General features: G+C 72.9%; 8 protein-coding genes. 7 read left to right on the top strand and 1 reads right to left on the bottom strand.

Going from position 1 to position 13,806, the window contains the following annotated elements:
• Positions 1-30 precede the first annotated feature (30 nt).
• The 5 genes from ABD366_RS09995 to ABD366_RS09975 all read left to right on the top strand — a co-directional run bounded on the left by ABD366_RS09995 (position 31) and on the right by ABD366_RS09975 (position 6,726).
• Positions 31-906 (top strand): ABC transporter ATP-binding protein, encoded by an 876-nt coding sequence (locus tag ABD366_RS09995; RefSeq protein ID WP_324772561.1) that lies wholly within the window; start codon positions 31-33, stop codon positions 904-906.
• Positions 907-976: 70 nt separating this feature from the next.
• Positions 977-2,053, top strand: coding sequence for an iron-siderophore ABC transporter substrate-binding protein (locus ABD366_RS09990; RefSeq protein WP_324772563.1), 1,077 nt, complete (start codon positions 977-979; stop codon positions 2,051-2,053).
• Positions 2,050-4,155, top strand: a complete 2,106-nt coding sequence (locus tag ABD366_RS09985; protein WP_411293822.1) for an iron ABC transporter permease — start codon at positions 2,050-2,052, stop codon at positions 4,153-4,155. Before ABD366_RS09990 ends, ABD366_RS09985 begins: the two co-directional genes overlap by 4 nt.
• Before the next feature lie 68 nt (positions 4,156-4,223).
• Entirely contained in the window at positions 4,224-5,366 is a 1,143-nt protein-coding gene (locus ABD366_RS09980; RefSeq protein ID WP_324772565.1) for a peptidase C39 family protein, read from the top strand.
• A 124-nt stretch (positions 5,367-5,490) separates the two neighbouring features.
• Positions 5,491-6,726, top strand: a complete 1,236-nt coding sequence (locus ABD366_RS09975) for a GNAT family N-acetyltransferase (protein ID WP_324772567.1) — start codon at positions 5,491-5,493, stop codon at positions 6,724-6,726.
• A gap of 391 nt (positions 6,727-7,117) precedes the next feature.
• Here ABD366_RS09975 and ABD366_RS09970 read toward each other — a convergent pair whose 3' ends face one another.
• Positions 7,118-7,834 carry a DUF4232 domain-containing protein gene (locus tag ABD366_RS09970; RefSeq protein WP_324772569.1) on the bottom strand — a complete coding sequence of 239 codons (717 nt, stop codon included), beginning with the start codon at positions 7,832-7,834 and terminating at the stop codon, positions 7,118-7,120.
• Positions 7,835-8,071: 237 nt separating this feature from the next.
• Here ABD366_RS09970 and ABD366_RS09965 point away from each other — a divergent pair, with 237 nt between their 5' ends.
• Together ABD366_RS09965 and ABD366_RS09960 are read left to right on the top strand one after the other, a co-directional pair.
• Positions 8,072-10,366, top strand: coding sequence for a helix-turn-helix transcriptional regulator (locus ABD366_RS09965; protein WP_324772571.1), 2,295 nt, complete (start codon positions 8,072-8,074; stop codon positions 10,364-10,366).
• Between the two features lie 82 nt (positions 10,367-10,448).
• Entirely contained in the window at positions 10,449-13,763 is a 3,315-nt protein-coding gene (locus ABD366_RS09960; protein ID WP_324772573.1) for a S8 family peptidase, read from the top strand.
• The last annotated feature ends 43 nt before the right edge of the window (positions 13,764-13,806 follow it).

The raw sequence follows: 13,806 nt of genomic DNA, 5'->3' as shown, positions 1-13,806 counted from the left end.
CCTCGCCCCTCCGATTGTCCGGACCCCTTCATGTTCACAAGCCCCTTCCGGCAGACCGGAAGACCCGAGGCCGACCCCGGCGCTCCGGCGGCCGCCCCCGTGGCCGCGCTCAACGGGCACGACCTGGTGCTGCGCTACGGCGGCAAGCCCGTCGTCCACGGTGTCTCGGTCGCCCTGGAACCCGGCCGCGCGACCGCCCTCGTAGGACCGAACGGCAGCGGGAAGTCCACGCTGCTGCGCGCGCTCTCCCGACTGCATCGGCTGGACGGCGGCCGGGTCACCCTCGGTGCCCCCGACACACAGCCCGAGCGTGACGCGGCCCTGCTCGGCCCCCGTCAGTTCGCCCGCGAAGTCACACTGTTCTCCCAGTCGAGGCCCGCGCCCCAGGGGCTGACGGTCGCGGAGGTCGTCGCGTTCGGACGCCATCCCTACCGGCGCGGCTTCGCCGGACCCACCGCCGAGGACCGGACCGCCGTCGACCACGCCATGAAAGTCACCGGCGTACGGGACATGGCCGGCCGGCAGGTCGGAGAACTCTCCGGCGGCGAGATGCAACGCGTCTGGCTCGCCTCCTGCCTGGCCCAGGACACCGGCGTCGTACTCCTGGACGAGCCGACTAACCACCTGGACCTGCGCTACCAGTTCGAGACGCTCGACCTCGTACGGGACCTCGTCGAGGAACACGGCATCGCGGTCGGCATCGTGCTGCACGACCTCGACCAGGCCTCCCGCGTCGCGGACACGCTCGTCCTCATGCGCTCCGGCCGGGTGTACGCGGCCGGCACGCCTGCCGAGGTCCTCACCGCCGCGAACATCGGCGAGGTCTACGACATCCGCGTCGAGGTGGACGTCGACCCGCGGACGGGCCGTGTCCGCATCGATCCGGTCGGACGCCACCTGTCCTGAACGCCACATCCGGCCCGCTCCCACGGGCCACCCCACGCAACCCCCTGAGAAACCCGAAAGAGGACCCTCGATGAACCGTGCCCGTGCCCGTCGCCTGGCGGCGTCGGCCTCGATGGGGCTCGCCCTGCTCGCCGCAACGGCCTGCGGGACGACCGATGTCGACAAGGCCACGGCCGGCGGCAGCGCCGGCGCCAGTGCGTCGCCCGCGTCGAAGGACTGCGCCGCGGACACCACGGCCACCTCGACGAAGCCGGTCTCCTTCAAGGACGGCGTCGGCCGCACCGTGAAGCTCGACAAGCCCGCCGAGCGGATCGCGGTCCTGGAATGGCAGCAGGTCGAGGACGCGCTGACGCTGTGCGTCACCCCCACCGCCGTCTCCGACGCCAAGGGATACAGCACGTGGGTCAGCGCGGAGAAGCTGCCCAAGGGCGTCACCGACATCGGCACCCGTGAGGAGCCCGACCTCGACACCCTGTACGCGGCCAAGCCCGACCTCATCGTCGTGGAGGCGTTCGACGCCAAGGACGACATGATCAAGAAGCTGGAGAAGCGCGGCGTCCCAGTGATGGCCACACGCGGCGCCGACCCGAAGGACCCGATCGGCAACATGCGGGACGTCTTCAGCATGATCGGCCAGGCGACGGGCCGCACCGAGCGGGCCGACCAGGTGCTCAAGGAGTTCGACGAGCACCTCGCGACGGCGAAGCAGCAGGTCACCGACGCCGACCTGCCGACGAAGGACTTCCTCTTCTTCGACGGCTGGCTCGAGGGCGGCAACCTCACCGTCCGTCCCTACAGCGACGGCGCCCTGTTCACCGAGATAGGCAAGGAACTCGGCATGAACCCGGCCTGGACCAACGACGTCAACAAGAAGCACGGTGACGGAGGCGTCGACCCCGCCTACGGCCTCGCGCAGACCGACGTCGAGGGACTCACCGCGGTGGGCGACGCCAACCTCTTCTACGCGAACGACGAGGGCGCCGGCGGGTACGTCGCGGCGCTCGCCAAGAACCCGATCTGGAAGAAGCTCCCCGCGGTGAAGGAAGGCCGCGCCCACTCCTTCCCGGCACGGGTCTGGGGCGCCGGCGGCCCCCGCTCCTGCGCCCAGGCGATCGACGCCTACGTCGACGTTCTCGACAAGAAGTGAGCACCGCACCTACCACGGTGGCAGCCGAACAGGGACCGCTGCCGCGCGCCGAGCGCGGCGGCGGTCCCGCCGGGGCGGCCGTCCTCGGACTGCTCCTCGTCACGACCGTCCTGGTGGGCATGTGGCACCTGACGCAGGGGACGTCGGGTGTCGGCGTCGGCGATCTCGTGCGCCATCTCGCCGGGGGACAGGAGAGCGCCGGCGGGGCGCCGGTCGGTGAGATCCTCACCGGCTCGCGCCTGCCGCGCCTGTTCGCGGGCGTCGCCGTGGGCTTCGCCCTCGGCTGCGCGGGCACGCTGCTCCAGTCCGTCACCCACAACACGCTCGCCTCGCCGGACACCCTCGCGGTCACGGCCGGGGCCTACTTCACCCTCACGCTCGTCGCCGCCTTCGGCCTCTCCGTCCCGCTGTGGGCGTCGGGCGCCGTCGCCTTCGCGGGTGGCCTGGTCGCGGCAGCGCTCGTCCTGCTCCTCGCGGGCCGGGCCGCCGGCACCGCGGGCACCCGCCTCATCCTCGCCGGATCGGCGACGGCGCTGGCCCTGGACGCGGCGACCGGCATGCTCCTCATCCTGTTCAACCAGAACACGACCGGCCTCTACGCCTGGGGGAGCGGCTCGCTCGCGCAGCTGAACATCGACGCGTCGATACGCGCCATCCCCCTCATCGTCGTGGTCCTGGGCGCGGCTCTGGCCCTGTCCCGGCGCCTGGACGTGATGAACCTCGGCGACGACACCGCGGCCACCCTCGGCGTGCCGATCCGCTCCACCCGTGTGGCCGCCGTGCTCTGCGCGGTGCTCCTGACCAGCACGGCGGTGACCCTCGCGGGCCCCATCGGGTTCGTCGGACTCGGCGCGCCCGTCCTGGCCCGCCTCATCGCGGGCCGGGTCGGCGCGCTGCGCCGGCACCTCTTCCTGGTGCCTGCCGCCGGACTGCTCGGCGCGCTCCTCGTCCTGCTCGCGGACGCGTCCCTGCGCGCGATCCAGGGCGCGGACGGGGCCGCCTCCATCCCCACCGGCGTACCGACCGCGCTCCTCGGGGCCGTGGTGATCGTGGTCCTCGCGCTGCGGCTGCGGGACACCGGTCAGCTCCGGCAGCCGCCGCGCGCGCGGGTCGCCGTACGCTCACGCCGCGCCTTCCTCCTCGTCACGTCCGGTGCGGCCGCACTGCTGGCCGTGGCGGCCCTTGTCGGTGTCCTCGCGGGGAGCCTCTGGCTGCGTACGGGGGACCTCGTGCTGTGGGCCCAGGGCGCGGCCCCGGACCTGATCGGCGCCGCGCTCGACGACCGGGTGCCCCGGGTGACCGCCGCGATCCTCGCCGGGGCGGCGCTCGGCCTCGCCGGATGCGTCGTACAGGGCTCCGTACGAAATCCGCTGGCGGAACCGGGGGTGCTCGGCATCACGGCGGGCGCCGGGCTCGGTGCGGCGGCCGTCGTCACGTCGGGCCTGCCCGGCGGACAGACCGTGCTCGTCGCGGTCGCGGTCGTGGCGGGGCTCGCCACGTTCGCGGTGATCGCCCTGCTGTCCTGGCGAGGCGGCTTCCTGCCCGACCGGTTCGTGCTGATCGGCATCGGCATGGGGTACGGCATCAGCTCCGTCACCACCTTCCTCCTGCTGCGGGCCGACCCGTACAACACGCCGCGAATCTTCACCTGGCTCTCCGGCACGACCTACGGGCGCACGTTCTCCGACGTCGTCCCGGTCGCGGTGGCCCTGGCTCTCGCCCTTCCCCTACTGCTGTCCATGCGGAGCCGGCTCGACCTGCTCGCCGTCGACGAGGACACCCCGCGCATCGTCGGCGTCCGGGTGGAACGTACCCGGATCACCGCCCTGGCGATCGCGGCGGTGCTCGCGGCGCTCAGCGTGATCGCCATCGGTGTCGTCGGTTTCGTGGGGCTCGTCGCCCCGCACCTCGCCCGCTCCCTGGTGGGGACCCGGCACGGCCGCGCGATCCCGGTCGCGATGCTGCTCGGCGGAGTACTGGTGTGCGTGGCGGACGCGCTGGGCCGTACGGTCGTCGCGCCCGCGCAGGTACCGGCGGGGCTCATGATCGCGCTGGTCGGGGCGCCGTATTTCGTGTGGGTGATGCGACGGTCCCGCGCATGACCCCGGGGCCGGTGCCGCCCCTCGTCCCGTCCTCCTCTTCCCGCCTCCGCGCCACCAGGAGCCCAGAAATGTTCGTCGTCCCCTACGAGCCCGATGCCCCGCCGATCCAGTTGGCGCGGCTCGTACCTGACGAGGTGTCGGAGCGCTGGCGCGCGGTCGACCGCTCCGCACACGCCCCGCACCTTGTGGCCGCAGCCGTCGAGGGGGGCGAGGAGTGGATCGCCGCCGCGCTCGTGACGGCACGCCCGAACACGGCCTATCTGAAGATCGTCGACGCCGTCGGCGACGTGGCAGCAGCCCTGCGAGCCGTCGAAGCCCACGCCCGCCGCCGAGGGCTCGCACAGCTCAAGTGGGAAGGGTGGACGGCAGACCCCGAGGAGGCCGCTGCCGCCGGTTTCACCGCGTTGAGCGCTCCGCTGTCGCTGTCGGAGGGGGCGACCGGGCCTGCTGCCGGCTACGTCCGCTGGCTGTGCGACGGCGTGCCGACGACCGGGCCGTCGGAGCCGCTTGAGCCGTCCGAGCCGCTTGAGTCGTCCGAACCATCCGAGCTGTCTGCGTTTTCTGAGCTGTCCGAACCTCCTTACTACGGGCAGACCACGCACTTCACCTGCGGCGCCGTCACCGCCCTGGTCGCGCAGGCGCACGCGGGGACGCTGCCGCGGGAGGCGCTCGACCGGCAGGCGGAGCTGACGCTGTGGCGCGACGCCACCAACTTCCTCGCGTGCGAGCCCGTCGGGCTGGGCGTCGCCCTGCACCGCGCCTGGCCGGCTTCCCCCGTCACGGTCCACCTCGACACGGACCGGCCGGTCATGCTCGACCACCTTCCGGACAGCGACCAGGAGTGGCGTGCCCTGCTCCAGCGCGCCTCCCGCACGGAGGCGGAACGCGTCGGCGTCCCCGTCGACCCGCGCCGCCTCTCCCTGACCGCGATCCGGGACGCGATCGGCCGGCGCGAGCATGTACTGCTCCTGCTCTCGCTCGCCGGGATGCAGGGGTTCGACGTACCGCACTGGGTGCTCTGCCACGGCGTCGTACCCGGCGCCGTCGTCATCGAGGATCCCTGGGCCAACGCGGCGACGGGGGACACCTGGGTCGACGCGCATCTGCTGCCGGTCCCCGACGCGGCGCTCGACACGATGTCGGTCGTCTCGGCGGAGGGCTTCCGCGGAGCGGTGACCATCGGCCACCCGAACCCGCAGCCGAACCCGTAGGGCACCCGAATCCGTAGGCGCGATACGCGTCCGCCACCGATCCTGACACCGTGACTCAGCGTCTCGGTCACTTCGCCACTTCGCCACTTCGCCACTTCGCCACTTCGAGAGGGAAGCCCAAGCGATGGAGATACGTTCCACGACCGATGAGGACCTGGACCTCTTCGTCGACACTGTCCACACGGCGTTCGGGCTCTTCCCGGAGACCCCGATCGCGGGCGGCGGGCGTTGGTGGTCGGCGCTCGAGATGGACCGCGGCCTGCTCGCCCTGGCAGCGGACGGGCGGCCCATGGGCACCGCAGCCGCGTACTCCTTCGAACTCACCCTGCCCGGTCGGGCCCTCGTTCCGGTCGCCGGGGTGACCGGTGTCGGCGTCCTGCCCTCGCACCGGCGGCGGGGCGTGCTCAGCGCGCTGATGCGGCGCCAGCTCGCCGAGGTGCGGGCCCGGGGCGAGTTCCTCTCGGTGCTGCTGGCGTCCGAGGCCCCGATCTACGGCAGGTTCGGGTACGGACCGGCGACCTTCACCGGCCGGCTGACGGTGCCGCGCCACCGGGCAGCATTCGCGGCCCCCCGGGCGACCGGCCCGGACAGCGGGGCAGACAGCGGGGCGGATACCGGGTCGGTCGAGGTGCTGCGGCGTGCCGAGTGCGGCGAGATCCTCGAGCAGGTCTACGACCGGTACCGCCGCGCCCAGCCCGGCGCGCTCTCCCGGCCGCACCGCTGGTGGGCCACGAGAGCGGGGCAGTCGCCGGTCTCTCCGGCTCCGCGCTACATCGCTGTCCACCGGGACGCCGACGGCGTGGCGGACGGGTACGCCAGCTACTCCCTCGGCGGCGACCCCTCCACCCTGACGGTCGACGAGACCATCGCCACCGAGGACGCGGTCTTCACGGCCCTGGCCCGGTTCGTACTCGGACACGACCTCGTCTCTCGGGTCGTGTTCCGGCACGTCCCGCCCGCGCACCCGCTGCGCTGGCAACTCGCCGACCTGCGCGCCGGCGAGGTCGGCGAGGACTCGGACTGGCTGTGGGTGCGCCTGCTCGATGTCCCGCGTGCCCTGGCAGCGCGCGGCTGGTGCACGGACGGTGAGCTCGTCCTCGATGTCGACGACCCGTTCCTCGACGAGCACGGCCGCTACCTGCTGACGGTCCGTGACGGCAAGGCCGTCTGCGTCCCCACGGACCGGCAGCCCGACCTGTCGTCGGACGTGCGCGACCTGAGCTCGCTCTACCTGGGCGGCATCGCCCCGAGCACGCTCGTACGCGCGGGACACGTCCGGGCCCACCACCCGGGCGCCGCCGCCCTCGCGGACGCGCTTTTCCGTACGGAACGCGCCCCGCACTGCCTGCACTGGTTCTGAGCGGCGGCCGCCCGATCCTCGTCCCCCACAATTGACCGACGATCCACACCTCCCGCGGTCCTAACGCGGCCCCGGGGAGCGGCGCCGGGGAGCGTGGCGCGCGCTCGCCGAAGTGACCGGTAGCGGGCTGCTGTTGGTCCTCACGTAGAGGATCGTGCGAGACCTGTACGCATCGGTCCACGGTGCACTGCTGCTCGCTGTTCCTCCTGCTCGCCCTGGCAGCGGGGGTCCTGGCGGCGGTCTGGCCCGCGCGGCGGGCGACCCGGCTGGACATGCTGCGGGCGATCAACGCCCAGTAGCACGACGACCCCGGCCCGCGGACGAGCACGGGGTCGCCTTCCCGCTTCAGTGGAGCCGCTCCATGGCAGCGGCCTCAGTGCAGACCGGTCTCTCAGAAATCGTCCGCGCCGTTGCGGAGTTCGGGCGTCCAGTAGCCGGTGAGGGCCTTCGCCGGGTCGGCGGCGATGCCGCCCTTGCCGGGCGCGGTGACGGCGATGACCGTGGAGTCGTCGCCCTCCAGCGTGACGGAGAACGCCGACACGGGCTCGTTGTCCTCGTCGACCCCGCCGTCCGACACCTTCACCAGGGCGTAGGCAGGGGCTCCCGCCGTGAGGACGACCGGCGAGGCCGGCTTACTCTTGGCGACGGCCGGGACGTCCTGCTTGTGGCTCTCCAGGAGCTGGATGTGCGGCGCGCCCGCCAGCCGGCAGGAGCGGCCGGACTTGTTCTTCGCCGTGAGGACGAGGTGGGTGTAGGGAGGACCGTCCTGGGTCGCGGCGGTGATGGTGACGTCCCGCGCGGTGCAGAGACGGGTCGCGGCGGACGCCTGCTCGCCGGTGGTGCCCGTGGAGCCGCTCTTCTTTGCGGAGCCCGTAGAGCCCTTCGAAGCCGTCGAGTGTGCCGAATCGGCGGTGCCGGTCGTGTCCGACGCGTCGGACGTGTCGCTGTGCTTGCCGTCCGCCGCGTTGTCGGCGGCCTTCCCCGTCGCCGAGGAGGAGGCCGCGGGGGCCGACTTGGTGTCCGTGTCGCCCTGGCAGGCGGTGAGGGACAGCGCAAGGGCCGTGCCGGCGAGGGCGAGCAGCGTGGAGCGGTGACGCAGATTCTTCATGGAGAGTTCCCCCGTGAGTGATGCCGGGCCGCGGCTCGGTGCCGCGGGCCGGAAGGGTCGTGGTGCGGTGGTCAGTCGACGCCGTAGGAGCGGCGTTCCCCGTCTGACCTCAGTCGATCACCGACGGGCCGCGCATCCCAGGCGGTTCTACCGGCAGGAATGACGTCCGCCATACTTCTGCCGGGGCTCGCGTTCGGTCGAGCATGATGATCGGGGACGTCGACGGTGCGCGATGGCATGCCTTCCACGGAGGATTTCGGGCAGCGGCTGCGCCGTCTGCGGACCGGTACAGCGCTGAGCCAGGAGGCGCTGTCGCATGCCGCGGGGGTGAGCGTCAGAGCGCTGGCGGACATGGAACGCGGGCGTACGCGAGGGCCGCAGCGCCGTACGGTGCAGGCGCTCGCCGAAGCGCTCGGCCTCGACGCGGACGAGGCGGCGGGCTTGGAGGAGGCCGCCGCGTCTGGACGTCCGCGCCTTCGGACGGCCGCGGGCCCGGCCGCGTCCCTCACCCTGGCCCTGCCGCGCGACATCCAGGACTTCACCGCCCGTGACGGGGCTCTCGCCCGGCTCCTCGACCTGGCGCAGGACACCGGCCCGGACCGGCCGGAGGTCGCCGTGATCGCCGGGCAGCCCGGCCTCGGCAAGACGTCGTTCGCGGTGCACGCCGCGCACCGTCTCGCGCCGTACTTCCCGGACGGGCAGCTCGCCCTCGACCTGCACGGCATGGACGCCGAGCCGACGACCGCCCGGGACGCGCTGGCCCGGCTGCTGGGCGCCATGGGGATCGCCGACTCCGCGATACCCGCCGGCACCGACGACCGCGCGGGCCTGTGGCGCTCCCTCGCCGGCGACCGGCGGCTGCTCCTGCTCCTCGACAACGCCGCCGACGAGTCCCAGGTCGGCCCGCTGCTGCCCGGCACCGGACCGTCACTGACCCTCGTCACCAGCCGGCAGGCCCTGGCGGGCCTGCCGTCCGTCCACCGCTGCGATCTGGCGCTGCTGCGGCGCGAGGAGGCGGTGGAACTGCTGACCCGCATCGTCGGCCCGGAACGGGTGCGGGCGGAGGCGCAGGCCGCGCGCGATCTCGCCGACCTGTGCGGGCATCTGCCCCTGGCCGTGAGGATCGCCGGGCAACGGCTCTCCAGCCGGCCGCACGAACGCCTCGGCAAGCTCGTCGCCCGCCTCGCCGCCGAAGGGCGGCGCCTCGACGGACTCCAGGCCGGAAACCTGGGAGTGCGCGCCGCCTTCGCCCTCTCCTACCGGCAACTGCCCGCGGACACCGCGACGTTCCTGCGCCGCGCCTCGCTGGCCGCCGGGGCGGACTTCAGCCCGGAGACCGGCGCACTCCTCGCCGGGCTCTCCTACGACGAAGCGGTCGACTGCGCCGAGGAGCTGACCGACGCCGGCCTCCTCCAGAGCGAACCCGCCGCCGAGCGCTACCGGTTCCACGACCTGCTCAGGCTCTACGCGGCCGAGCAGGTCACCGCCGAGGACGGCCCCGCCGTCCGCGACGCGGCCCTCGACCGGACCGCGTGCTGGATGCTGGACCGGGCCGCCGCCGCCGCGCTGCACTTCGACGCCGACCACGAGCGGACCGCGCCCTCCGGCGACCCGGACCCGGACACCGCGCCCACCGGCCGGGAGGAGGCGCGGGCCTGGCTGGAGGCCGAACAGCCCCAGTGGCTCGCCGCGCTGCGCCGTGCCCACGACACCGGCCGGCACCGGCAGGTCCTGGACACGGCGGAGGCCATGCACTGGTTCTCCGACCTCAACCTGCACTGGGAGCAGTGGGTGGAGGTGTTCCGGCGCGCCGCCGAATCCGCCCGCGCACTCGGCAGCAGACGGGAGGAGGCCGTCCACCTCAACTACCTCGCCTGGGCCTACAACGCCTGCGTCCACGACCACCCGGCCGCCCTGGAGTCCGCCGACGCCGCGCTCGTGGCGGCCCGCGACAGTGCGGACGGGCTCCAGCAGGGCTGGGCGCTCAACTACGGCGCCACAGCGCTCAACCGGCTGGGCCGCACGGAGGAGGCCCATACGCGGCTGCGCGACGCCGTCCGCTGTCTCGCCGCGCAGAACTCCCCGATGGCGAGGCTGGCCGAGCTGACGACCCTCAACACCCTCGGCACCCTGCTGCGCCAGACCGGCCGGGCGGCGGAAGCCCTGGAGATCCACCGCCGCAGCGAACAGATCTGCCGGGCGGGTGTGCCGGACCGGCCGGACGAGCTGATCGCGCTGTACCACGCGTCCGCCCGCCAGCACCTCGGCAACGACCTGGCGGCCCTGGAACGCTGGGACGAGGCCGAGCCGCAGCTCCGCCAGGCCCTCGCCGCCTTCGAAGCTGCACAGACGCAGGCCTGGGCCGAACAGGCCCGGCTCGACCTGGGCCGCGTACTCGGCGCCATGGGCCACCCGGACGCCCGGGCCACGCTGCTTGCCGCCCGCGACGCCCTCACCGTGCTGCGCAGCCCACGTCAGGCCGAGGCCGCAGCCGCGCTCGCCGAGCTCGACGAGGCCGCCACCGGGGTGTGAACTGCGGGTCCCGAGCCGCCCGGCAGAAGTAGGAGGCCGCAGTTCCGTCACAGCGGCCACGTCGGTGGCTCTCGTGGCAGGCATGACCGGCCCCACGACAGCGCTCGCCGCGCATACGACGGTCACCCCGACCACCGCACCGGGCACCATCACCCGCTCCGACGGCGACCAGTGGATCCGGCTCCTCACGGGCGACCGTGTACGGGTCGGCGCCGAGGGCCAACTGGTGGGCTTCGAGGCCGCCAAGGGCCGTGAGCGCATACCCGTGCAGGTGCGGCGCATCGGCGGCCACACGCTCGTGGTGCCCAGCGACGCCCAACACCTCATCGCCACACACAAGTTGGACCAGCGGCTGTTCGACATCAGCGAGCTCACCGACCCGCTGCTGCGCAAGAGCCACGGCGACGGACTCAAGCTGATCGTGCGGTACGCCGGATCCGCCCGCGCCGCAAGGGCCGAGGTGCGTACGGCCGGAGACACGCAACTGCGGCGCACGTTCCCCCGGATCGACGCCGACGCCCTCCGCACGTCGCAGGACGACGCGGCCAAGGTGTGGGCGGCCCTGACCGAGCAGCGGAAGGACGGCGTACGCGCCGCCGCCCCCGGCATCGACAAGGTGTGGCTGGACGGGGTGCGCCGGGCGAGTCTGGACCGTAGCGTCAAGCAGATCGGCGCCGACCAGGCATGGGCGGCCGGGTACGACGGCACCGGCGTCAGGATCGCCGTCCTCGACACCGGCGTCGACAGCACCCACGAAGACCTGAGAAGCCAGGTCGTCGCCGAGAAGAACTTCTCCGACTCGCCCGACACCGTGGACCGCGTCGGGCACGGCACGCACGTCGCCTCGATCGCCGCCGGGACCGGTGCCAGGTCGGGCGGTACGTACAAGGGTGTCGCGCCGGGCGCCGAGGTGATCAGCGGCAAGGTGCTGAACGACGGGGGATACGGGGACGACTCCGCCATCATCGCGGGCATGGAGTGGGCCGTCGCCGAGGGCGCGGACGTGGTCAACCTCAGCCTGGGCGGCCCGGACTCCCCGGACGTCGACCCGCTGGAGGCCGAGGTCGACAAGCTGACCGCAGAGAAGGGCGTCCTGTTCGCCGTCGCGGCGGGCAACGAGGGCGAGTCGGGCGCGTCGACCGTGGACTCGCCGGGCAGCGCCGACGCCGCGCTGACCGTCGGCGCCGTCGACAAGGACGACAGACTCGCGTCCTTCTCCAGCGTCGGGCCGCGCGTCGGCGACGGCGCCGTCAAACCGGACGTGACCGCGCCCGGCGTCGCCATCACCGCGGCCGCCGCACCCGGCAGCGAGATCGACACCAGCCCCGGTACACCGCACCCAGCCCCCGGCTACCTGCAACTCGACGGCACCTCCATGGCCACCCCGCACGTCGCGGGCGCGGCGGCGATCCTCAAGCAGCGCCACCCGGCCTGGAAGGCGGCCGAGCTCAAGGGTGCGCTGACCGCGTCCGCCAAGGACGGCGGCTCGACCGTCTTCCAGCAGGGTTCGGGGCGCGTCCAGGTCGACAAGGCGCTGGACCAGAGCGTGATCGCCGACCCGGTCTCGCTGAGCTTCGGCGTCGCCCGGTGGCCGCACACCGACGACCGGCCCCTCACCAAGAAGGTCGGCTACCGCAACCTCGGGACCAGCGACGTCACCCTGGACCTGGCGGTGTCCGCCCTCGACCCGGCGGGCGAGCCGGCCCCGGCCGGGTTCTTCGCGCTCGGTGCCACCCGGGTGACCGTGCCCGCGGGCGGCAGGGCCGAGGTCGAGCTGACCGCCGACACCGGCGTCGGCGACGCCGACGGCACGTACTCGGCCTACGTCGTCGCCACCGGCGCGGGCCGGTCCGTCCGCACCGCCGCGGCGGCCGTCCGCGAGGCCGAGTCCTACGACGTCACGCTCAGGACCATCGACCGCGACGGCAGCGACGCACGTACCTTCTCCAGCAGCCTGGTCGGCGTCTCCGGCCCCGCCGAGGGCTTCCAGGCCCGGATCGACAACGAGCCGGGCGCGCACACGATCCGCGTGCCCAAGGGCTCGTACATGCTCAACACGGCCGTCTACCAGAATCCGTCGGACTTCACCGAGGGCACCGACTGGATCGCGCAGCCGAAGCTGGACGTCTCCGCCGACACCACGCTCACCGTCGACGCGCGCACCACGGAACCGGTGGACATCACCGTTCCCGGCCTCGACACGGTGGACTACGGAGGGACGTACTACGGCCTCACGACCGACAGCGGCACCGTCGGCAACGGCTGGGTCCTCAGAGGGTTCACCGGTTTCCGCACCGCACACATGGGCCCGGCCGTCACGGACGGCTCGCTCCTGCAGACCTGGGACGCGCACTTCCTCAAGGACGCCACCACCCAGTACTCGGTGGCCTTCGGCGGCACGGCGCAACAGGTCGCGACCGGTTACACCAAGCACGTGAAGGCCGACGAACTGGCGACGCTCAAGGTCGGCGTCGGCGCGTCCGCCGCCGGGAAGACCGCTCTCGCCTCCCCGTTCTCCCATCTGCCGGGCGCTCCGGAAGGCACGGGGTTCTCGGCGCAGCAGCCGGTGCCGGGCACGCGCACCTTCTACGTATCCACTGCCGACGGCGTCAAGTGGCTGACCAAGACGGACCAGTTCGGCGAACCCGACGAGTGGGGCTACCCCTCCTTCGACGGGTCCTACGCGATGACCGCGCCGCAGCGCTACGAGGCCGGCCGTACCTACCGCGAGACGTTCAACACCGGAGTCTTCGGCCCGCTTCTGGACGCGGGCCGGGGTGTCTTCCGGACCGCGCCCGACCCGGCGACGGGTGAGCAGCAGATCGTCGCCTCCGTGCCGCTGTTCGCCGACGGCCAGGGCCACGTGGGTCCTACGGAGTACACCTCGGCCACGTCGACGCTGTACCGCGACGGTGTCGAGGTCGGCGAGAACGACGATCCGCTGAGCGGCGCCCAGCCCTTCACGGTCGACTCCGGCGATGCCGAGTACCGGCTGACGACCTCCGTCGAGCGCTCGGCGAAGGTCGCCGCGGCCTCCACCCGTATCGACGTCGGTTTCACGTTCCGCTCCCGGCAGGTCGCGGCCACCACGGTGCTGCCGGTGTCCACGGTCCGCTTCGCCGCGCCCGTCGACCTCGCGTCACGCGCCCCGGCGAACACATCGGTCCGGATCCCGGTGAGCGTGCAGGGCTCGGCGGCCGGGAAGAACCTCAAGTCGCTTTCTGTGTCCGTCAGTTACGACGACGGGACGACCTGGCAGCCCGTGAAGGTACAGAGCGGCAGGATCTCCGTGCGGAACCCGGCGAAGGACAAGAGCATCTCCTTCCACGCCGACGTCACGGACAAGCAGGGCAACAAGTCGACACTGACGATCCACAACGCGTACCACGGGAAGTAACGCGTACCACGGGAAGTGACGTCGCCCCGCTGCCCGCATCCGG

This window comes from Streptomyces kunmingensis (assembly GCF_039533535.1).
Lineage (GTDB): Bacteria > Actinomycetota > Actinomycetes > Streptomycetales > Streptomycetaceae > Streptomyces > Streptomyces kunmingensis.
The sequence above is the reverse complement of the archived record's forward strand: the minus strand, read 5'-3'. Positions and strand labels throughout refer to the sequence as shown.